This is a genomic window from Citrobacter sp. Cpo012, from assembly GCF_030333015.1.
Lineage (GTDB): Bacteria > Pseudomonadota > Gammaproteobacteria > Enterobacterales > Enterobacteriaceae > Citrobacter > Citrobacter portucalensis.
In genome coordinates, this window is record NZ_JAOWGR010000043.1 from 242,954 (window position 1) to 265,480 (window position 22,527).

The window sequence follows — 22,527 nt, forward strand, 5'->3', positions numbered from 1 at the left end:
CCCCCAGAGCCAAAAAATTAATTAAGCTCGAAGTGTAGCCGCAAATTCCAACATGCGGTTTAACGGCAACAACGCCCCTTCTCGCAGCGCAGCATCAACATGTATCTCATGAGCCGCTCCGCCTTGTTCCAGGCCCTCAGCAATCGCCTTGAGGCCGTTCATCGCCATCCACGGACAATGCGCACAGCTGCGGCAGGTTGCCCCCTCACCAGCCGTCGGCGCTTCAAGCAATTCTTTATCCGGAACGGCCTGCTGCATTTTGTAAAATATGCCCCGGTCAGTCGCCACAATCAGCTGTTGATGCGGTAACGATTTAGCGGCGTTGATTAACTGGCTGGTTGAGCCAACCGCATCGGCCATATCAACGATAGACTGAGGGGACTCCGGGTGCACCAACACCGCTGCATCAGGGTAAAGCCCCTTCATGCGTGTTAAAGCCTGAGTTTTAAATTCGTCGTGGACGATACAGGCCCCCTGCCAACAAAGAACGTCTGCACCGGTCTGTTTTTGGACGTAGTTGCCCAGATGTCTGTCCGGAGCCCAGATGATTTTTTCACCCAAACTATCAAGATGCTCAATAAGTTCTACCGCGATACTGGATGTGACGACCCAGTCCGCACGTGCTTTAACGGCGGCTGAGGTATTGGCGTAAACCACCACGGTACGATCCGGGTGCGCATTGCAAAACGCGCTGAACGCATCAATCGGACAGCCCAGATCTAATGAGCATTCCGCCTGTAGGGTCGGCATCAGGATGGTCTTTTCCGGGCTGAGGATTTTGGCGGTTTCCCCCATAAACCTCACGCCTGCAACCAACAGCGTAGAGGCAGAATGTTTTGAGCCGAAACGCGCCATCTCCAGAGAATCAGAAATACAACCACCGGTCTCTTCGGCCAACTGCTGAATTTCGGGATCGGTGTAATAGTGCGCGACCATAACGGCATCACGCTCTTTCAGCAGTCGCTTGATTTTTTCACGATAAAATTGCTTTTCATCCACACTCAGCGGGGCTGGCTTTGGCGGAAACGGATAAATTGCTGCTTCTGGATCAAACATCACGCTCATCTTGCTTTCTCGTTTTACTGGCTTAACGAAATAACCGATTAAAAGCGTGACGCACGCCGTATTCGGTTAGATTTGTTTTATATGCTAAACAAGATAGCGGATTGGCGTAAGAAAGTCACAATAATTGCGTGTGATGAATGCCGGAAGGAGACTGACGTCTTATCCGGCCTACGTGAATAGTGTCGTCTGTAGGACTGATAAGCGAAGCGCATCAGGCAAGCAGATTCGAATCTTATAAATCGCAGATAGCAAAAAGGCGCCTTTAGGGCGCCTTTTTACACTGGTGGGGCGTGCAGGATTCGAACCTGCGACCAATTGATTAAAAGTCAACTGCTCTACCAACTGAGCTAACGCCCCCGTATGGGGTTTACTTCTTTATACTTTCAGGATGGTGGGTCGTGCAGGATTCGAACCTGCGACCAATTGATTAAAAGTCAACTGCTCTACCAACTGAGCTAACGACCCACTTTTTTTGCCGCTTTCGGGCTGTTTGATATCCCTTGGCAACGGCGGCATATATTACTGATTTCAGATTTTAGCGCAACAAAAATTTCGATGTAAATAACTCAACTGCTTAGGAATCACACGACGCGACCAGAATTAACACGATTTCTGGTCGCATGGTGTTCATTACATCGCGCCAAGGCGTTTTTGCGCTTGTTTCGCGCCATCAGTGCCAGGGTATTTAGTGATAACCTGCTGAAAAACGGCTTTCGCTTTCTCTTTATCACCTTTGTCCTGCATGATGACGCCGACTTTATACATCGCGTCTGCAGCCTTTGGTGATTTCGGGAAGTTTTTGACTACTGAAGCAAAATAGAACGCTGCATCATCTTTTTTCCCCTTGTTGTAATTCAACTGACCCAGCCAGTAATTCGCATTTGGCAGGTAAGTTGAGTCTGGGTACTTTTTAATGAAGTTCTGAAATGCTTCAATCGCGTCATCCTGGCGGGATTTATCCTGCACCAGAGCAATGGCCGCATTGTAATCGGTATTCGCATCGCCAGTTTGTACCGGAGCACCTGACGCTGCCGCTGCACCCGCATCAGGTGCAGGGGTTGCTGCTGCCCCACTCTGATCGCCGCCCGCAGATTGCGCCGCAGGTGCACTACCGCTGCCAAGATTATTCATCTGCAGCAATATCTGCTTCTGGCGTTCAACAACCTGATTCAGTTGATACTGATTTTCCTGAATTTGACCGCGCAGGGAATCAATATCGGACTGATTATCGGAGAGTTGTTGCTGGAGTTGGGTTAAAAGCTGACTGTGAGCGTTAGAAATACGCTCGAGTTGAGTGACACGGTCTTCGACCGAGCCAGAGCCGACACTACTGATTGGCGCCTGTGCAAAAGCGGCCCAGGGGGCCGCTATGCCAACCAGTAACGACAGACTCAACAGATGATGTCTGAAGTTACTGCTCATGCAATTCTCTTAGTAAACCAGTACGGCGCGACGGTTTTTGGCGTAAGCCGCTTCGTCATGACCCAGTACTGCAGGTTTTTCTTTACCGTAAGAAACGATGGAGATCTGGTCAGCAGAAACGCCTTTACCCTGCAGGTACATCTTAACGGCGTTCGCACGACGCTCACCCAGGGAGATGTTGTACTCAGGAGTACCACGTTCGTCCGCATGACCTTCTACGGTGACTTTGTAAGACGGGTTGCTACGCAGGAAGTTAGCGTGAGCATCCAGCATTGCAGCGAAGTCAGAACGGATATCGTACTTGTCCAGATCGAAGTAAACGATGTTGTTCTGCTGCAGCTGTTGCATCTGAAGACGCGCTTGCTCTTCAGAAGACATGTTGCCGCTGCCGTTTGCATCCATACCAGTGCCGGCACCCAGCATGCCTTCGCTGCCGTCATTGCTGGCGTTCTTGTTAGAAGAACACGCTGCAATAGCCATAACAGGCAGAGCAATCATCAGCCCTTTCAGCACTTTGTTCAGTTGCATTTCAATGATTCCTTTATTAATCAATTATTTATTATCACAGATACGGCGACCAGGCAGGGAATTTAACCTGTCCATCAGTTGCCGGAAGACGCGCTTTGAAACGCCCATCTGTAGAAACCAAATTCAGCACGGATCCCATCCCCTGAGAAGAGCTGTAGATTACCATAGTGCCGTTAGGTGCCAGACTTGGCGTTTCGTCCAGGAACGTTGACGACAGAACTTGTACGCCACCCGCTACCAGATCTTGTTTGGCAATGTGCTGCTGACCGTTGGCCGAGCTTACCATTACCATAAATTTACCGTCGCTGCTCACATCCGCATCCTGGTTTTGCGAACCTTCCCAGGTAATGCGCTGCGGAGCACCGCCGTTGACGTTAACTTTATATACCTGCGGACGACCGGCCTGGTCAGACGTAAAGGCCAGGTTTTGGCTGTCCGGGAACCAGGTAGGTTCCGTGTTGTTGCTACGACCATCCGTCACCTGACGGATCTGACCGGAACCAATGTCCATGACATACAGGTTCAGGCTACCGGTTTTAGACAGGGCAAACGCCAGTTTGCTGCCATCCGGAGAAAACGCAGGCGCACCGTTGTGACGTGGGAACGAGGCTACCTGACGAACCGCGCCGTTAGACAGTGTCTGAATAACCAGTGCAGAACGACCGCTTTCGAAGGTAACGTACGCCAGTTTTGAACCGTCCGGGGACCACGCCGGAGACATCAGCGGCTGCGGAGAACGGTGTACCACGAACTGGTTGTAACCATCGTAGTCGGACACACGTAATTCGTACGGGAACTGACCACCGTTGGTCTGAACAACATAAGCGATACGGGTACGGAATGCACCTTTAATGCCGGTCAGTTTTTCAAACACTTCGTCACTTGCAGTATGGCCCGCGTAACGCAGCCACTGCTTGTTCACTTTATAGGTGTTCTGTGCCAGTACGGTACCCGGTGCGCCACCGGTGTCAACCAGCTGATAGGCAACGCTGTAAGAACCATCCGGGTTCGGCGTAACCTGGCCGACGACTACGGCATCAATGCCCAGCGCAGACCACGCGGCAGGTTGAACTTCCTGCGCGGTACCGGGCTGCTGAGGCAGACGAGAACGGTCTAACGGGTTAAATTTACCGCTGTTACGCAGGTCAGCACCTACGATACCACCGATATCTTCAGGTGCAGCACCCGGTCCTGCCCACTGGAAGGGGACAACACCAATCGGGCGCGCCGAGTCCACCCCCTGGGTGATCTCGATACGTACTTCTGCGTGCAGCACCGCTGCCCACAGCATCAGAAAACCAAATGCTACTCGTAATGCCTGCTTCATCATATCTCCCTTATCTGGACGGAAAGCCCACGATAATTTAGCAGAATGTTAACAAACTCAAATACACAAAACTACCAGAACTCTGTCTCAACCTTAGACCGTTTCCCCTGATTTCTCAGGGGGCGTTATTACAGTTTGAAGTCCAGTTTGGCATCTTTTACTTTTTCATAAACTGCCTGGCTAGGCGGTTTAGGAATTCTTGCGGTTTTCGCAGCCGTCAGCGCAGCCTGACACAATGCCGGATCCCCGCCCTCTTCGGTCACATCCAGTAACAGACCATCGGGTGCTAACTTGATATGTAATACGCAAGATTTACCTGCATACAAATCTGCACCATACAGACGGCTCTGGATCGCATTGCGAATTTGAGATGCGTAAGCACTGATATCAGCGCCAGATGCACCGCCATTGGCACCACTTGTACCACTATCTTTCGCCGGTTGGCCGTTTCCTTTCGCTCCACCGCCCGATTTCGGTGCATTCTTACCGGAGCTCAGGTCACCCAACAAGTCGTCAACGCCAGAGGCTGCAGCGGCTTTTTCGGCCGCAGCCTTTTTAGCAGCAGCTGCTTTATCTGCCGCAGCTTTCTTATCGGCAGCGGCTTTCTCAGCTGCAGCTTTTTTGTCTGCTGCTGCTTTTTCTGCAGCGGCTTTCTTATCAGCCGCCGCTTTTTCAGCAGCGGCAGCTTTCGCGGCAGCGGCTTTTTCTGCTTTCTCAGCAGCAGCTTTCTCGGCTGCAGCTTGCTTAGCGGCCTCAGCCTGTGCTTTCTTCGCAGCGTCCGCAGCTGCCTTAGCAGCTTGTGCTTCTGCAGCTTTCTTCGCATCAGCGGCGGCTTTAGCGGCTTCAGCCTCAGCTTTTTTCTGTGCGTCCGCAGCGGCTTTCTTCGCGGCATCTGCCGCTTGCTTCGCCTGAGCATCAGCTTTAGCCTTCGCGTCTGCAGCAGCCTTCGCCGCAGCCTCTTCAGCCTGTTTCTGTTGCTCTTGCGCTTTCGCTGCGGCGGCTTCAGCTTGCTTCTGCTGTTCCGCCTGTTCGCGCACTTTTTCCTGCGCGGCTAAACGTTCTTTTTCCAGCTGCTTCAGTCGCTCTTGCTCAGCTGCCTGCTTCTCGCGAAGTTCTTCAGCTTGCTGCTGCGCCTGCTTTTCACGCTGCTCTTCAGCACGTTTCGCACTTGCCTGCTGTTGCTGCTGCCTGTCGTACTGTTGCACAACGGCGCCAGGATCGACCATAACGGCGTCGATGGACGAACCGCCACCGCCGCCGGCTGAAGCATCAATGTGCTCATCGAACGAACTCCAGATCAGCGCTGCAAATAAAATGACATGCAGCACCGCTGAAATAATTATCGCCCTTTTGAGCTTGTCGTTTTGTTCGGTTGCCTTTGACACTCTCGGTTCCCAAAAAACTGTTCGCCTGTTACGTGCTATTTTTCAAGCCAGCAAAACACAGTCATCAGATTGGCTGCGTCATCAAGCCAACCGATTTTACGCCTGCACTGTGTAACAAGTTCAGCGCTTTAATTATTTCATCATAAGGCACGTCTTTCGCACCACCGATTAAAAAGACCGTTTTCGGATTGGTCTGCAGGCGGCTTTTCGCTTCCGCAATAACCTGCTCCGGTGGTAGTTGATCCATACGATCTTTCTCAACCACCACGCTGTATTGCCCAATACCGGAAACTTCAATAATGACCGGGGGTTCGTCGTTACTGCTGACGGCTTGCGATTCGGTCGCATCCGGCAGGTCGACTTCCACACTCTGCGTAATGATCGGTGCGGTTGCCATAAAGATCAGCAACAGCACCAGCAGTACGTCGAGCAGCGGTACAATATTGATTTCGGACTTGAGTTCGCGACGACCTCGTCCACGCGTTCTGGCCATGGCTTACCCCTTGTTGCTCTCGCTAACGGTAAACGCCTGGCGGTGCAGAATCGCGGTGAACTCTTCCATAAAGTTGTCGTAATTCAGTTCCAGTTTGTTCACGCGCTGGTTCAGACGGTTGTAGGCCATAACCGCTGGAATTGCCGCAAACAGACCGATAGCCGTTGCAATCAACGCTTCTGCGATACCCGGTGCGACCATTTGCAGCGTCGCCTGTTTTACCGCGCCTAGCGCGATAAATGCGTGCATGATCCCCCAAACGGTACCGAACAGACCGATATACGGGCTGATGGAGCCAACGGTGCCGAGGAATGGAATATGCGTTTCCAGCGTTTCCAGTTCACGGTTCATCGAGATACGCATCGCACGGGAAGCCCCCTCTACGACCGCTTCCGGCGCGTGGCTATTTGCCCGATGCAAACGCGCAAATTCTTTGAATCCGCTATAGAAAATTTGTTCCGAGCCCGCCAAATTATCACGACGCCCCTGGCTTTCCTGGTACAGGCGCGACAATTCAATGCCGGACCAGAACTTGTCTTCAAATGCTTCGGCTTCACGTGAAGCAGCATTAAGAATACGGGTCCGTTGGATGATGATGGCCCAGGATGCGATTGAGAAACCAATCAAAATCAACATGATAAGTTTAACCAGAAGGCTTGCCTTCAGGAACAAATCAAGGATATTCATGTCAGTCACTGCTTAAACTCCGCGACAATAGACTTGGGAAGCGCACGAGGCTTCATTTTGAGTGGATCAACGCAAACAATCAGAACTTCGGCTTCATTCAGCACGGTGTTCTCTGCGTTGACAATGCGTTGCGTGAAAACCAATGAGGTGCCACGCATTGACGTAATTTCGGTTTGAACTTCGAGCATATCGTCGAGCCGGGCAGGCGCAAAATACTCGAGGGTCATCTTGCGCACCACAAAGCCGACACGTTCGGCCAACAGGACCTGCTGACTGAAGTGATGATGACGAAGCATTTCTGTGCGTGCTCTTTCATAAAAAGCGACGTAACTGGCGTGGTAAACCACCCCACCGGCATCGGTATCTTCATAATAGACACGAACCGGCCATCGAAACATATACTTATTCATTCCTACTGCCTCTTTGTTGGCTTCGCCCACTCACACCAGTTACTTACCTTTGTAAGCGTCTGGTGATTCGCGCTCTTGCCGCCGCGATGCATCAAGAATGTCGTTGTATATCGCGCTGTCTTCACTGTACATCCCGGTAATGCAACAAAAGGTTAGTGCTTTCAAACTTCGCTACTATACGCGCGGGAATGGTGCTTTGGAATGGGGGAAAGTAAACGGAGAGTAAAAAATTATGGGCTTATGCAAGCCCATAAATATTTAAGGATGTTTCTTATTCAAAAGAAGAAGAAAATCAGACCAACAACGAGGACAATATCCGCGATCAGCGGGCAGAAGATGCCCTGCCAATGTACGGCGCGAGGACGGAAGCCAACGCCGTGAATAATGCCTGCGCAAACCGCCCACATCAGCAGGAAACCATGCCAGATTTCAAGCTCACTGGTTTTGGCCGCGAAACGAGACGGATCCCAGAATATGCAGCCAGCCAACACGATTGCCAGCACAAATGAAAGCGCCCGCAAGGGGCGCTTGTCCATCGCGTTGTATACCATCGCGATAATGTTGGTCATTAGCTATCTTCTTGCCCGGCTTTGCCTGATTCAACGTGCTCAAGCGCCAGCGCTGTGATTATCCCAAATGCACAGGCAAGAAGCGTTCCCAAAATCCATGCGAAATACCACATTTTAAGCTCCTTACTTAGTACAGAGAGTGGGTGTTGCTTTCAATATCTTCTTTAGTGATGCGACCGAACATCTTCCAGTAACACCAGCTGGTGTACAGCAGAATGATCGGTACAAACACCGCCGCGACCCAGGTCATCAGATTCAATGTACGCTGGCTGGAGGTGGCATCCCACATGGTCAAACTTGCGTTCATCATGGTGCTGGATGGCATCACAAACGGGAACATTGCGATACCGGCAGTCAGGATGATGCAGGCTAACGTCAGTGAGGAGAAGACGAACGCCCACGCCCCTTTCTCCATACGAGAAGTCAGGATGGTCAACAGCGGCAGAACCACGCCCAGTGCAGGAACCAGCCACAGGATAGGTGCATTGTTAAAGTTCACCATCCATGCGCCAGCCACACGAGCCACTTCTTTGGTCAGCGGGTTAGAGGCAGCATGATGATCCAGTGCTGAAGTCACAACATAACCGTCAATACCATAAATCACCCACACACCGGCCAGCGCGAAGCAGACCAGAGTCACCAGCGCCGCAACCTGTGAAGTTGCACGAGCACGCAGATGCAGTTCACCTACCGTACGCATCTGCAGATAGGTCGCACCCTGGGTGATGATCATCCCAACGCTCACGACACCTGCCAGCAGACCAAACGGATTCAGCAACTGGAAGAAGTTACCGGTGTAGTACAAACGCATGTAGTCATCTACGTGGAACGGAACCCCTTGCAGCAGGTTACCGAACGCCACGCCAATCACCAGCGGTGGCACGAAGCTACCAATGAAGATGCCCCAGTCCCACATGTTGCGCCAGCGCATATCTTCAATCTTAGAGCGGTAGTCAAAACCGACCGGACGGAAGAACAAGGACGCCAGAACCAGAATCATCGCCACATAGAAACCGGAGAACGCAGCGGCATAGACCATCGGCCAGGCAGCGAACAGTGCGCCACCCGCGGTGATGAGCCAAACCTGGTTACCGTCCCAGTGCGGGGCAATGGAGTTAATCATAATTCGACGCTCGGTATCATTACGACCGAGGAAACGGGTGAGCATGCCCACCCCCATGTCGAAGCCATCAGTGACCGCAAAACCAATCAGCAGAATGCCAACCAGCAGCCACCAGATAAAACGCAATACTTCATAATCGATCATTTGACGACTCCTGTCTTAGCGTGCCGGCTGAGAAGTCACAGTGGACTGCTCGTAGTGATAACGACCGGTTTTCAGGCTACTCGGCCCAAGGCGTGCGAACTTGAACATCAGATACAGTTCAGCCACCAGGAACAGGGTATACAGGCCGCAAATCAACAGCATCGAGAAGATGAGGTCGCCAGCAGTCAGCGAAGAGTTCGCTACGGCTGTTGGTAACACTTCACCAATCGCCCACGGTTGACGACCGTACTCTGCAACAAACCAACCGGATTCAATAGCAATCCACGGCAGAGGAATCGCATACAGCGCGGTGCGCAGCAGCCATTTTTTCTCACCGATACGGTTACGAAGCACAGTCCAGAAGGACACCGCGATAATTGCCAGCATCAGAATGCCGCATGCCACCATGATACGGAAAGCGAAGTACAGCGGCGCAACGCGAGGAATAGAATCTTTCGTTGCCTGCTGAATTTGCGCTTCGGTCGCGTCGGTAACTTTGTCCGTATAGCGTTTCAACAGCAGACCATAACCCAGGTCTTTCTTCATGCTGTTGAACTGGTCGCGAACGGCCTGGTCGGTAGTACCAGCACGCAGTTCTTCCAGCAGCTGATACGCTTTCATCCCGTTACGGATACGCTCTTCGTGTTGCACCATCAGGTCTTTCAGACCAATGACCGGTGTATCAACAGAGCGGGTGGCAATGATGCCCAGCGCATAAGGAATCTGAATCGCAAAATGGTTTTCCTGCGCATCCTGGTCCGGAATACCGAACAGCGTGAAGGAAGCCGGTGCAGGCTGAGTTTCCCATTCTGCTTCAATCGCAGCGAGTTTGGTTTTCTGCACGTCGCCCATTTCGTAACCAGATTCATCACCCAGAACGATAACAGACAGAATAGCAGCCATACCAAAGCTGGCAGCGATAGCAAAAGAACGTTTAGCAAACGCGAAGTCACGACCGCGCAGCATATAGTAGGAGCTGATACCCAGAACGAACATCGCGCCACATACATAACCAGATGCCACAGTGTGAACAAATTTCACCTGTGCTACCGGGTTGAGCACCAGTTCAGAGAAGCTCAGCATCTCCATACGCATGGTTTCGAAGTTGAAATCCGCTGCGATTGGGTTCTGCATCCAGCCGTTCGCAACCAGAATCCACAACGCGGACAGGTTAGAACCCAGAGCCACCAGCCAGGTGACACACATATGCTGGACTTTACCCAAACGGTCCCAGCCGAAGAAGAACAGACCTACAAAGGTGGATTCGAGGAAGAAGGCCATCAAACCTTCGATCGCCAGCGGCGCACCGAAAATATCCCCTACATAGTGGGAGTAGTAAGACCAGTTAGTCCCGAACTGGAACTCCATGGTCAGACCGGTAGCCACACCCAGAGCGAAGTTGATACCAAACAACTTGCCCCAGAACTTGGTCATATCTTTATAAATCTGTTTGCCGGAAAGGACGTAGACCGTTTCCATGATGGCCAACAAGAACGCCATACCGAGCGTCAGTGGCACAAACAGGAAGTGGTACATCGCGGTCAAGGCAAACTGTAAGCGCGACAGTTCGACTATATCTAACATCATGACTCCTTGCTCATCGCATGAAGACTCCGAGAGTGAACCCCGTTAGAAAGGGTCACACGCATGCCCCAATACAAATTTATCTGCTTCCTTCCGCCGCTACCCTTTCCTCTCATTTGAAGAAAGGACAATGATGAAAGGTTACAAACATGTTAATAAAACACTCAAATTGATCCCGCAATTATATTACGCCGTAAAATCCTTACAATAAACAGGTTTTTATCGAGACAAATTTGCATTTTTCGATAGTGATCAATTTATAGCTAATTTACCACTTTCAGACCAATTTGATCTGAAGCAATTTACCCTCTTTTGATGCTGTTTTCCAAGTTTTAAACATTGATTTAAATCAATTTTCAAATTTAATGTTAATAGTGTTTAGCACTCACGCTACTAGTAAACGCGATGTTAACAATATGTTTTTCAATGAGTAATTGCCGTTACTACAAATGATAGGATATTTATTTAAATGTACACGATCTTTTAACCAGCCCGGATGACTTAATTGATAGAAGATAAAGAATCACTAATGCTGGGTAGCTCACAGTTTTTTGTTTAGCAAGTCAGGGATTTGTTATTTCATACAAATTATTCATTTAAATTTTACTTATAATTAACACCGAGATGTAACTATCTCAACTGGAAGCGAAAACGTTCCACAATGACCGATGCATTGCGTTTGTCGTTCTGCGAGAGAACGCTGACGTTTCGCTTAAGTCATCACTGAAAGTTATCATTAACACCCCCTCTTCTCTTATGTGGCAAAGATTAAATATGCCACAAACATTTCCTTATCATTTTTATCCTAAATTTAACAAAAATGAATTGTGACATATAAGATTAAAAAATAAAAAACCGTTATGTCGTTCACAAGTTAATTAGTAATTGGGATTTTTGAAATTATTTAAAACACGTCATAAACGGCGCGCATAACAAAATAAGATTTCGATCACAAACATGGCAAGTCATTTATTACCCAATTCTCTAATAAATTAAACCAAGCTAAGAAAAGATAATCCATCACATTGATTATGAAGGGATTTTATAGGTGGCAAATATAACAATCATTTTTCTCAGGATATTTTGAAAATAGATCAATTGCTTCCTTTTTCGCTTCCACAGAAACTCCAACCCTATTAAGAGGTTGTCACAATCCATGTTCTAAATATTAGAAAATAATTTCACTTATTGACCATCAGCCCTACAGAGGATTACCCATGAAGAAATCTACACTTGTTATTGGCGTCATCGGTGCTGACTGCCATGCAGTAGGTAATAAAGTTCTGGATCGCGTTTTTACTGCTCATGATTTTCACGTAATCAACCTCGGGGTGATGGTGAGCCAGGATGAATATATTGATGCTGCGATTGAAACAGGCGCCGATGCCATCGTGGTGTCCTCTATCTACGGTCATGGCGACATTGACTGCCTCGGACTACGTGAGCGCTGCATCGAACGCGGCCTTGGCGACATTCTGCTGTACGTCGGCGGCAACCTGGTCGTCGGTAAACATGACTTCGCCGACGTGGAAGTGAAGTTTAAAGAGATGGGCTTTAACCGGGTCTTCGCCCCCAGCCACGATCTGGAAGATGTTTGCGCGCTTATCACTAATGATATTCACCAACACAATGGCCTCGAACAGCCTTGCCTGGAAGAGGCCATCTGATGCAAACAGTTTCTGTCGATATCGGCTCGACATGGACCAAGGCAGCCCTCTTCGCACATGAAGGCGAGGAATTAACCCTGGTAAACCATGTCCTGACCCCAACCACCACACATCATCTGGCAGACGGTTTTTTTGCCAGCCTGAATCAGGTGCTGAATGTTGCCGATGCTCGCCCGTTACTGAAAAGTGGTGAAGTGCAGTTGAAATACTCCTCCTCAGCGAAAGGTGGGCTCGCCGTTGCAGCAATGGGGCTGGTGCCTTCCATTACGCTAGAGTCGGCAAAAGTTACCGCCCATTCGGCAGGAGCGAAAATCGCGCAATATTATTCGTACAAGCTGAACCGTCATGACATCCAGGAGCTGGAATCATCACCGCCAGACATTCTGTTGTTTACCGGCGGGACAGACGGTGGCGAAGAAAGTTACGGCCTGGCGAATGCGCACGCGCTGGCAGGCTCAAAGCTTGATTGCGCCATTATCTACGCCGGAAACCGGGACATTCAGGACGAAATACAAACGATTCTGGGACATAAGGATCTGACCACGGTAGACAACATTCTGCCGGACCTCGATCACCCGAATCCGTTTGCCGCGCGCCAGGCGATTTGCGATGTGTTCTTGTCACGCATCGTCAAAGGCAAAGGTCTGGACGTTATCGTCGGCGAAACAGGCGAAGAGCCTATGCCGACGCCATGGACGGTATATGAGTTAGTCAAAGCCATTAGCGATTACGACAGCGCATGGAAGGAATTCATGCTGATTGATATGGGCGGAGCCACCACGGATGTCTATTCGGCCAGCGCGAATACCCTCTCCCCCGATACCGTCCTGCATGGTGTTCCTGAACCGTTCGTCAAACGTACCGTTGAAGGCGACCTTGGAATGCGCGTTTCCGCCGTTGTGGTGGGAGAAAGCACGCAGGATATGGTGAAAGTCATCTTCGCCCAGCAGCCACAGCGCGAGGAAGCGTTTTACCGCTATCTACGCCACCTGGTTGGGCAACCGGATTACCTGCCACTCAGCGAGGAAGAGAAATATTTCGACACCCTGCTGGCAGGTTTATGCGTGGGCTATGCCGCTGAGCGCCACGCGGGCACTAAAAAGCAGGTTTGCACCTGCGTGGGTAATGTGGATTTACAGATGGGTCGCGATCTCACCACCGTACGCAAAGTCGTCGGTTCAGGGGGATGGCTCTCTCGCGCCAGCCAGTTCGATATCCATAACTGGCTCAAATACAGGGAGCTGGACGACCAGGGTAAAAGAATTCTGTTACCGAATCAGTTTGAGTATTACCGCGATTCAAATGGCCTGCTCCCTCTACTGGCAAACGTCGCCAGGCTGTACCCGCAAGCCGCTGCTCGCACCAGCATTCAGTGTTTAACCCTATAAAACTTAAGGCAGCTACGAATGGAACTTCGAAATAAAAAATTGACCCACGACGAATTCATGACCGAAAGGCATCAGGTGTTACAAACCTGGGAAACCGGCAAAGACGTTGAGAACTTCGAAGATGGCGTGAAGTACCAGCAATCAATTCCAGAGAAAAAGCGTTTCTCCCTCGCCCTGCTGAAGGCCGATCAGGAAGGTAAAACTCTGAGCCAGCCGCGCGCAGGTGTGGCATTAATGGATGAGCATATTGCGCTGCTCAAAACATTGCAGGAAGAGTGCGACCTCCTGCCAAGTACTATCGATGCCTATACCCGTCTGAACCGCTATGAAGAAGCCGCTGTCGGGATCCAAAAATCCATCGAAGCAGGTACTTCCAAGCTGAATGGTTTACCGGTCGTCAATCACGGGGTTGCTGCCTGCCGTCGTATGACTGAATCGCTGGATAAACCGATCCAGGTTCGCCACGGTACACCGGATGCGCGTCTGCTGGCAGAAATCGCCATGGCCAGTGGCTTTACCAGCTACGAAGGCGGCGGTATCTCCTACAACATCCCTTACGCCAAACGCGTCACCCTGGAAAAATCTATCCGTGACTGGCAGTACTGCGACCGTCTGATGGGTCTGTACGAAGAGAACGGCATTCGCATCAACCGTGAGCCGTTTGGTCCGCTGACCGGCACGCTGATCCCGCCGTTCATGTCCCACTCAGTCGCGATTATCGAAGGTCTGCTGGCGCTGGAGCAGGGCGTGAAGTCTATTACCGTCGGTTACGGCCAGGTCGGTAGCCTGACACAGGATATCGCTGCTATTCAGGCACTGCGTGAACTGTCCCACGAATACTTCCATAACCATGGCTTCGACGATTACGAGCTGAGCACCGTTTTCCACCAGTGGATGGGCGGATTCCCGGAAGATGAAGCAAAAGCCTTCTCCGTTATCGCCTGGGGCGCAGCGGTTGCCGGTATGTCTGGTGCCACAAAAGTTATTACCAAAAGTCCGCACGAAGCATTCGGTATCCCAACCGCGGCAGCTAACGCCCAGGGTCTGAAAGCGTCACGCCAGATGCTCAACATGGTCAGCGATCAGAAATTCCCGCAGTGCGCTGCCGTGGAGCAGGAAGTTGACCTGATTAAGAGCGAAGTCCGCGCGGTATTGAAGAAAGTCTTCGAACTGGGCAATGGCGACATTGCACGCGGTACGGTGCTGGCCTTTGAAGCTGGCGTGCTGGATGTACCTTTCGCTCCTGCCGCCTGCAACGCCGGTAAGATCCTGCCTGTTCGCGATAACACAGGCGCAATCCGTATTCTTGAAGCCGGTGCCGTGCCGCTGCCGAAAGATATTCTCGCCCTGCACCACGACTACGTTGCAGAGCGCGCACATTTCGAAGGTCGCAAGCCTTCTTTCCAGATGGTCATTGATGACATCAACGCCGTATCCCACAGTAAATTAATAGGAAGACCATAATGAAAATTAAACAGGCCCTTTTCACAGCTGGCTACTCCTCATTTTATTTTGACGATCAGCAGGCCATCAAAAACGGCGCCGGTCATGACGGGTTTATCTATACCGGCGATCCGGTAACGCCTGGATTTACGTCTGTTCGTCAGGCGGGTGAATGTGTTTCCGTACAGCTGATTCTGGAAAACGGCGCGGTGGCTGTGGGCGATTGCGCAGCGGTGCAATATTCAGGTGCAGGCGGTCGTGACCCGCTGTTCCTGGCTGAAAACTTCATTCCGTTCCTCAACGACCACATCAAGCCGTTGCTGGAAGGTCGTGACGTTGATTCGTTCCTGACCAACGCCCGTTTCTTTGACGAACTGCGTATTGACGGCCATCTGCTGCATACCGCCGTACGTTATGGTCTGTCTCAGGCGCTGCTCGACGCGGCGGCACTGGCTACCGGTCGTCTGAAAGCCGAAGTGGTTTGTGATGAATGGCAGCTGCCATGCGTCCCGGAAGCCATTCCGTTATTTGGTCAGAGCGGCGACGACCGTTATATCGCCGTCGACAAGATGATCCTCAAAGGTGTGGATGTCCTACCGCATGCGCTGATCAATAACGTAGAAGAGAAACTGGGCTTTAAAGGTGAAAAACTGCGTGAGTACGTCCGCTGGTTGTCTAACCGCATCCTGAGCCTGCGCACCAACGAAAGCTATCACCCAACGCTGCACATTGATGTCTACGGCACCATCGGTCTGATCTTCGATATGGATCCAGTGCGTTGCGCCGAATACATCGCCAGCCTGGAAGCCGAAGCGCAAGGCCTGCCGCTGTACATTGAAGGCCCGGTTGATGCCGGTAACAAGCCGGATCAGATCCGCATGTTAACCGAGATCACTCAGGAGCTGACTCGTCTGGGTTCCGGCGTGAAAATCGTTGCGGATGAATGGTGTAACACCTATCAGGACATCGTGGACTTCACCGACGCGGGCAGCTGCCACATGGTGCAGATTAAAACCCCGGACCTGGGCGGTATTCACAACATCGTTGATGCAGTGCTGTATTGCAACAAACACGGAATGGAAGCCTATCAGGGCGGTACCTGTAACGAAACGGAAATCAGTGCTCGTACCTGCGTACACGTCGCGCTGGCCGCGCGTCCAATGCGCATGCTGATCAAACCGGGTATGGGTTTCGATGAAGGTCTCAACATCGTGTTTAACGAAATGAACCGCACCATCGCGCTGTTGCAAACTAAGGATTAAGAGATGGCACGCACATTTAAGATCTTATCGCCTACGGCTATCCTGGGTTATGGCTTCCCGGAAGAAAGTTTTCGTAAAGCCATGGAAGAGTCACCGGATCTTATTGCTGTTGACGCAGGTTCCTCCGATCCTGGCCCCCACTACCTGGGGGCAGGTAAACCCTTTACTGACAGGGCCGGTGTGAAACGCGATCTGCGCTATATGATTGTGGCAGGCGTTAAGAACAACATCCCTGTCGTGATCGGCACAGCCGGTGGTTCTGGTGCAGCTCCGCATCTGGAGTGGTGTCGCCAGATAATCCATGAGATCGCGCAGGAAGAAAAACTGTCTTTCTCAATGGCGCTGATTCCGTCTGATGTCGATAAAGAAATCGTTCATCAGGCGCTGGATAACGGCAAAATCACCGCGCTCGATTTTGTGCCTGAACTGACTCACGAGGCCATTGAAGAGAGCACCTACATTGTCGCGCAGATGGGCGTCGAGCCTTTCCAGCGTGCGCTGAAAGCCGGTGCGCAGGTGGTCCTGGGCGGACGTGCCTACGATCCGGCCTGCTTCGCCGCGCTGCCGATTATGCAGGGCTTTGATGAAGGTCTGGCGCTTCATTGCGGTAAGATCCTTGAGTGTGCAGCCATTGCCGCCACCCCTGGTTCCGGCTCAGATTGTGCGATGGGAATCATTGACGATAACGGCTTTACGCTGAAGGCGTTCAATCCCAAGCGTAAGTTCACCGAGACTTCCGCAGCAGCGCACACTCTGTACGAGAAGTCAGATCCGTACTTCCTGCCAAGGCCAGGCGGTGTGCTGAACCTGAAGGCATGCACTTTCACCCAGGTTAACGAGGGTGAAGTGTATGTCAGCGGTTCACGCCATGAAGAAACACCGTATGCGTTGAAACTGGAAGGTGCACGCCAGGTCGGCTTCCGTTGCCTGACCATCGCCGGAACACGTGACCCGATTATGATTGCCGGGATTGACACGATTCTTGAAGAGGTACAGGCAAGCGTTGCACGTAACCTCTCACTGAATGACGACAGTATCCGTATGACGTTCCACCTGTACGGTAAGAACGGTGTGATGGGCAACCATGAGCCGATGAAAACTGCGGGCCATGAACTGGGAATTTTACTGGATGTCGTTGCGCCAACACAGGATATCGCTAACAGTGTTTGCTCGCTGGTGCGCTCTACCCTGCTGCACTACGGCTATGAAAATCGCATTGCGACTGCGGGCAACCTCGCCTTCCCGTTCTCGCCATCTGATATTCAGAGTGGACCGGTGTATGAGTTCTCGATCTATCACCTGATTGAAGCGAGCGATGCGCTGCGTTTTGATTTCCACATTGAACAGGTGACGCCAGAAGGAGTTCAGGCATGAAACACTCAATTTGTTCACTGGCGCAAGTAATTCGTTCCAAAAACGCCGGACCGTACGAACTGGTTTTAGATATTTTATTTAAAACAAGGGAAGACTATCAGCGGGTAAAAGCCTGCGAGCAATTAACGCCACAGCTTATTGCCGGTTTATATAATGTTGAGCCTGAATTTATTCACAATATCGTCTGGTTCGATCCAGCGAATGCCGTAAAAATCGTCATGCCACGAGATATTATTTCCGGCAATGTCGGTGACAATGATGTTTATGGTGCGCAGCAACACGCTCCATTATTAAGTATTGAGTTCGACTTGTAACAAAAAAACACAATAACAACCATTGGAGCACAGAATTCAGCTGTATCACAGTGCTTCGAATTATTCATGCGGTTGGTCACAACAGGCGTGCGTCTGAGCTGCTGTCCAGGTTCAGGCGCACGCCACCCTACACAATTCCAATTACCAGCCTTTATCCGATGGAGTACACATGAAGAAAATTAGTTTAACGAAGATGATCATATTAGGCCTGATACTCGGCATGATTGCCGGGGTGGCTATAAATAATATGGCCGCGGCTGAAACAGCAAAATCTTATGCAGCAGATATTTCCATTTTCACCACCATATTCTTACGTATGGTGAAAATGATTATCGCTCCATTGGTTATTTCAACTCTGGTTGTAGGTATTGCCAAAATGGGCGATGCCAAAACGCTGGGACGTATATTTTCGAAAACCTTCTTCCTGTTTATTTGCGCCTCTCTGGTGTCAATTGCACTGGGTCTGGTTATCGTTAATATCTTCCAGCCAGGCGCAGGTATCAACTTTGTGCCACATGACGTCGGAGCCGTTGCCGCCGTTAAGTCAGAGCCATTCACGCTGAAAGTATTCATCTCACACGCGGTACCGACCAGTATTGTCGATGCGATGGCGCGTAACGAAATTCTGCAGATCGTCGTGTTCTCAATCTTCCTCGGTTGCAGCCTCGCTGCGATTGGTGAAAAAGCCGATCCTATCGTGAAAGTGCTGGATTCACTGGTGCACGTCATGCTGAAGCTGACGGGTTACGTCATGCTATTTGCACCATTGACCGTTTTTGCCGCTATTTCAGGTCTGATTGCCGAACGTGGTCTGGGTGTGATGGTTAGCGCCGGGATCTTCATGGGTGAGTTCTACCTGACGCTGGGTATGCTGTGGGCGATCCTCATTGGCCTGTCTACTATGATCGTCGGGCCTTGCATCGCACGGTTAACTAAATCAATCCTCGAACCCGCTCTGCTGGCCTTTACCACTTCAAGCTCTGAAGCCGCCTTCCCGGGTACGCTGGACAAGCTGGAAAAATTCGGTGTTTCGTCAAAAATCGCCAGCTTCGTTCTGCCTATCGGTTATTCCTTTAACCTGGTCGGTTCCATGGCTTATTGCTCATTTGCCACCGTCTTTATTGCCCAGGCGTGCAACATCGAACTGAGCATGGGCGAGCAAATCACCATGCTGTTAATCCTGATGCTGACCTCAAAAGGAATGGCAGGCGTACCGCGCGCATCAATGGTGGTTATCGCTGCAACCCTGAACCAGTTCAACATTCCAGAAGCAGGTCTGATTCTGCTGATGGGTGTCGATCCGTTCCTCGATATGGGTCGTTCCGCCACGAACGTTATGAGTAACGCCATGGGAGCAGCCATTGTCAGCCGTTGGGAAGGTGAACACTTCGGCCAGGGTTGCCGTGGCTCTGCACCAGTGAAGTCCCCGGAGCAGGAACGTCCGGTTACCGAAACGGAAATCGCTTTGTCCTGACAATAGAACAACAACTAATCGTAGGCCGGATGGCGTCGTGAACCCCCTATCCGGCCTACAGGATAGTTTTCCCAACAACACCAACAGGAATGCATAATGAATAAAACAATTCTCGGCGTGAGTCTCTTTTCTTTCAGCGTCTTGTTTAGCGCAACCACATTCGCGCAAACCACGCCCGACTACGCCAAGCTGATAGAACAGGCTCATCAGAAGTACAAAAGTAACAACGATGGAAAAGTCGCCGACTACATCCCTGCTCTGGCGACCTATAGCCCGAAAAATTTTGCCATCACCATTGCGACGGTGGACGGCAAGATCTACCAGGTTGGCGATGTTAACAAACCTTTCCCTATGGAATCCCTGAGTAAAGTGTTCACCATGGCGCTCGCCATGGAGCAGCACGGTCCTCAGGTAGTGCTGGATAAACTTGGCGCCAATGCCACCGGTATGCCATTCAACTCAGGTTTAGCCGTTGAACTGACCAAAGGCGCGCCTGAAAACCCTCTGGTAAACGCCGGGGCCATGAGCACCGTTAGCCTGATCGAAGCCAAAGACAAAACCGATCGTTGGAACAAAATCCTCGACAACCTGAACGTCTGGGCCGATGCCACTCTCACCGTGAACGAACCGGTTTTCAAATCTGAAATGGAAACCAACCAGCACAATCAGGCGCTGGCCAAACTGATGGAATCCTATAACAGCTTCTATGGCAACACTGACGAAGCCGTTGAAATTTATACCCGCCAGTGCTCGGTGGATATCACCGTTGAGCAACTGGCCAAAATGGGTGCCGTACTCGCGAACAAAGGCAAATCTCCGTTCAACGGTAAACAGTTGCTGAATGAGAAATATGTTCCGCAGGTGCTGGCAGAAATGGCAATTGCCGGGCTTTACGACGGTAGCGGTAAATGGCTGTACACCGTTGGCATCCCGGCGAAAAGCGGCGTCGGCGGCGGCATGGTTGCCGTTGTCCCAGGCGAATATGCGATTGCGGTCTATTCTCCGCCGCTTGATGAAGCCGGAAACAGCGTTCGTGCCCAGAAAACTATCGAATATGTCGCCGAAGCGACAAAAGCCAATGTCTTTTTAGCCAAATAACTTTACGCCGGATGGCGCTTCGCTTATCCGACCTACACCAATGCGTTAATCGTAGGCCGGATAAGCGAAGCGCCATTCGGTAAACAACACGAAGAGGTGAGAAGTAAACATGTCTAAACCATTTGTCTGGCAGGAACTCTTTGTTCAGAGTAAGGATAGTACCGAGTATGAATTACTTAGTAACCAGCACGTTACGGTAACGGAGTTAGACGGAGAGGAAGTGATCAAGGTTGCACCGGAAGCGTTAACCTTGTTAGCTCAGCAGGCGTTTTATGAGGCTTCATTTTTCCTGCGCGCCGGACATTTAAAACAGATTGCCAGCATTTTGCACGACCCACAGGCCAGCAGTAACGATAAGTACGTCGCATTGCAGCTGCTGCGCAATGCAGAGGTTTCAGCTAAAGGCGTACTGCCCAACTGCCAGGATACCGGGACGGCAACCATTGTGGCCAGCAAAGGACAACATGTCTGGACCGGCGGCGATGACGCAGAAGCATTAAGCAAAGGCGTGTATTCCACCTTTACCGAAAACAACCTGCGTTACTCGCAAAATGCCCCGCTGGATATGTATACCGAGGTCAATACCCAGACCAACCTGCCCGCACAAATCGATATTAGCGCCACCCCAGGTAACGAATACCGTTTCCTGTTCGTCAATAAAGGTGGCGGCTCAGCTAACAAAGCGGCGCTGTTCCAGGAAACCAAATCCATTCTACAGCCGGAAAAACTCACTGCGTTCCTGATCGAAAAAATGAAATCACTGGGTACTGCCGCTTGTCCGCCGTATCACATCGCTTTTGTGGTTGGGGGCTTATCCGCCGACCAGGCGCTGAAAGTCGCCAAACTGGCTTCAACCAAATATTACGATAATCTACCCACCAGCGGGAACGAGCTGGGCCAGGCGTTCCGTGATACGGCGCTGGAAGCCGAGTTGCTCAATGCCAGCCGCGAGTTTGGCATCGGGGCGCAGTTTGGCGGCAAATACTTTGCCCACGATATCCGCGTAATTCGCTTACCGCGCCACGGCGGCTCCTGCCCAATCGCAATGGCCCTCTCCTGCTCTGCCGACCGTAACATTAAGGCCAAAATTAATAAACACGGTATCTGGCTGGAGAAACTCGAGCATAATCCGGGCAAATTCATTCCTGATTCTCACCGGATAGAAAACGGCGCTCAGACCGTACAACTGGATCTGAACCGTCCGCTGCGTGACATCCTGCATGACCTTTCCGCTCTGCCCATTGGTACACGCCTGTCGTTAAGCGGCCCGATTGTTGTCGCTCGCGATATCGCCCACGCGAACATCAAAGCGCGACTGGATAACGGCGAACCGATGCCGGAATACATGAAAAAGCATATCGTTTACTACGCAGGACCCGCCAAAACCCCGGAAAATCAGGCCTGTGGCTCGATGGGGCCCACCACCGGCGGGCGCATGGATGGGTATGTCGATGCTTTCCAGGCACAAGGCGGCAGCCTCATTATGCTCACCAAGGGTAACCGCAGCCAGCAGGTCACTGATGCCTGTCACAAACACGGTGGATTTAGCCTCGGCAGCATTGGCGGTGCAGCAGCCCTGCTGGCGCAGCAGTACGTGAAAAGCCTGCAGTGTCTTGAATATCCCGAACTGGGAATGGAAGCCGTATGGATGATGGAAGTTAAAAATATGCCGGCCTTCGTATTAGTGGATGACAAAGGCAATAACTTCTTTAGCCAGTTCGAGCAGCAGCATCGCTGCGCAACTTGTCCGGCAGGGCATTAAGGAGTTTC

General features: G+C 51.1%; 20 protein-coding genes, 2 tRNA genes and 1 pseudogene. 9 read left to right on the forward strand and 14 right to left on the reverse strand.

Annotation, left to right across the window (positions count from 1 at the left end; all coding sequences use genetic code 11):
* Positions 1–21 precede the first annotated feature (21 nt).
* The 14 genes from nadA to cydA all read right to left on the reverse strand — a co-directional run bounded on the left by nadA (position 22) and on the right by cydA (position 10,737).
* Complete coding sequence (gene nadA, locus OGX90_RS20975) at positions 22–1,065, reverse strand: quinolinate synthase NadA (protein ID WP_286624638.1); 1,044 nt, start codon at positions 1,063–1,065, stop codon at positions 22–24.
* 281 nt (positions 1,066–1,346) lie between these two features.
* Positions 1,347–1,422, reverse strand: a tRNA-Lys gene (locus tag OGX90_RS20980).
* A gap of 32 nt (positions 1,423–1,454) precedes the next feature.
* Positions 1,455–1,530: transfer RNA gene (locus OGX90_RS20985), tRNA-Lys, on the reverse strand.
* A 165-nt stretch (positions 1,531–1,695) separates the two neighbouring features.
* The gene (cpoB, locus tag OGX90_RS20990; protein ID WP_071445707.1) at positions 1,696–2,487 is read right to left on the reverse strand and encodes a cell division protein CpoB; all 792 of its coding nucleotides are present in this window, start codon (positions 2,485–2,487) and stop codon (positions 1,696–1,698) included.
* Positions 2,488–2,496: 9 nt separating this feature from the next.
* Entirely contained in the window at positions 2,497–3,015 is a 519-nt protein-coding gene (pal, locus tag OGX90_RS20995; protein ID WP_003022983.1) for a peptidoglycan-associated lipoprotein Pal, read from the reverse strand.
* Between the two features lie 34 nt (positions 3,016–3,049).
* Entirely contained in the window at positions 3,050–4,342 is a 1,293-nt protein-coding gene (tolB, locus tag OGX90_RS21000) for a Tol-Pal system beta propeller repeat protein TolB (RefSeq protein ID WP_003022981.1), read from the reverse strand.
* 128 nt (positions 4,343–4,470) lie between these two features.
* The gene (gene tolA / locus OGX90_RS21005; protein ID WP_008784157.1) at positions 4,471–5,727 is read right to left on the reverse strand and encodes a cell envelope integrity protein TolA; all 1,257 of its coding nucleotides are present in this window, start codon (positions 5,725–5,727) and stop codon (positions 4,471–4,473) included.
* Between the two features lie 64 nt (positions 5,728–5,791).
* Positions 5,792–6,220 (reverse strand): colicin uptake protein TolR, encoded by a 429-nt coding sequence (gene tolR / locus OGX90_RS21010; protein ID WP_003022978.1) that lies wholly within the window; start codon positions 6,218–6,220, stop codon positions 5,792–5,794.
* A 3-nt stretch (positions 6,221–6,223) separates the two neighbouring features.
* The gene (tolQ, locus tag OGX90_RS21015; protein ID WP_003022976.1) at positions 6,224–6,916 is read right to left on the reverse strand and encodes a Tol-Pal system protein TolQ; all 693 of its coding nucleotides are present in this window, start codon (positions 6,914–6,916) and stop codon (positions 6,224–6,226) included.
* Positions 6,913–7,317, reverse strand: a complete 405-nt coding sequence (gene ybgC / locus OGX90_RS21020; RefSeq protein ID WP_286624640.1) for a tol-pal system-associated acyl-CoA thioesterase — start codon at positions 7,315–7,317, stop codon at positions 6,913–6,915. Before ybgC ends, tolQ begins: the two co-directional genes overlap by 4 nt.
* Before the next feature lie 275 nt (positions 7,318–7,592).
* Entirely contained in the window at positions 7,593–7,886 is a 294-nt protein-coding gene (ybgE, locus tag OGX90_RS21025) for a cyd operon protein YbgE (protein WP_003831434.1), read from the reverse strand.
* Entirely contained in the window at positions 7,886–7,999 is a 114-nt protein-coding gene (gene cydX, locus OGX90_RS21030) for a cytochrome bd-I oxidase subunit CydX (RefSeq protein ID WP_003022970.1), read from the reverse strand. The genes ybgE and cydX overlap by 1 nt, the downstream gene beginning before the upstream one ends.
* A gap of 14 nt (positions 8,000–8,013) precedes the next feature.
* Entirely contained in the window at positions 8,014–9,153 is a 1,140-nt protein-coding gene (cydB, locus tag OGX90_RS21035) for a cytochrome d ubiquinol oxidase subunit II (protein ID WP_003831431.1), read from the reverse strand.
* Between the two features lie 15 nt (positions 9,154–9,168).
* On the reverse strand, positions 9,169–10,737 hold the full coding sequence (cydA, locus tag OGX90_RS21040; protein WP_008784156.1) for a cytochrome ubiquinol oxidase subunit I: 1,569 nt from the start codon (positions 10,735–10,737) through the stop codon (positions 9,169–9,171).
* Positions 10,738–11,954: 1,217 nt separating this feature from the next.
* Here cydA and glmS point away from each other — a divergent pair.
* The 9 genes and pseudogenes from glmS (at position 11,955) to OGX90_RS21085 (ending at position 22,519) form a co-directional block, all read left to right on the forward strand.
* Entirely contained in the window at positions 11,955–12,404 is a 450-nt protein-coding gene (gene glmS / locus OGX90_RS21045) for a methylaspartate mutase subunit S (protein ID WP_191226250.1), read from the forward strand.
* Entirely contained in the window at positions 12,404–13,792 is a 1,389-nt protein-coding gene (glmL, locus tag OGX90_RS21050; protein ID WP_003831429.1) for a methylaspartate mutase accessory protein GlmL, read from the forward strand. Before glmS ends, glmL begins: the two co-directional genes overlap by 1 nt.
* Positions 13,793–13,810: 18 nt before the next feature.
* A complete protein-coding gene (locus OGX90_RS21055) occupies positions 13,811–15,256 on the forward strand; it encodes a methylaspartate mutase subunit E (RefSeq protein ID WP_003831428.1) in 1,446 nt (481 codons plus the stop codon).
* Positions 15,256–16,497: a methylaspartate ammonia-lyase gene (locus tag OGX90_RS21060; protein WP_008784155.1), complete on the forward strand. Its 1,242-nt coding sequence runs from the start codon at positions 15,256–15,258 to the stop codon at positions 16,495–16,497. The genes OGX90_RS21055 and OGX90_RS21060 overlap by 1 nt, the downstream gene beginning before the upstream one ends.
* Before the next feature lie 3 nt (positions 16,498–16,500).
* Complete coding sequence (locus OGX90_RS21065) at positions 16,501–17,871, forward strand: acyclic terpene utilization AtuA family protein (protein ID WP_286624643.1); 1,371 nt, start codon at positions 16,501–16,503, stop codon at positions 17,869–17,871.
* Positions 17,868–18,185, forward strand: coding sequence for a DUF4387 domain-containing protein (locus OGX90_RS21070; RefSeq protein ID WP_003831425.1), 318 nt, complete (start codon positions 17,868–17,870; stop codon positions 18,183–18,185). The genes OGX90_RS21065 and OGX90_RS21070 overlap by 4 nt, the downstream gene beginning before the upstream one ends.
* Before the next feature lie 169 nt (positions 18,186–18,354).
* A pseudogene (locus tag OGX90_RS21075) lies at positions 18,355–19,636 on the forward strand (dicarboxylate/amino acid:cation symporter); the annotation flags it as partial.
* A gap of 119 nt (positions 19,637–19,755) precedes the next feature.
* Entirely contained in the window at positions 19,756–20,757 is a 1,002-nt protein-coding gene (gene glsA, locus OGX90_RS21080; RefSeq protein ID WP_032942734.1) for a glutaminase A, read from the forward strand.
* A gap of 109 nt (positions 20,758–20,866) precedes the next feature.
* Positions 20,867–22,519 (forward strand): class I fumarate hydratase, encoded by a 1,653-nt coding sequence (locus tag OGX90_RS21085; protein ID WP_286624645.1) that lies wholly within the window; start codon positions 20,867–20,869, stop codon positions 22,517–22,519.
* Positions 22,520–22,527: the final 8 nt, after the last annotated feature.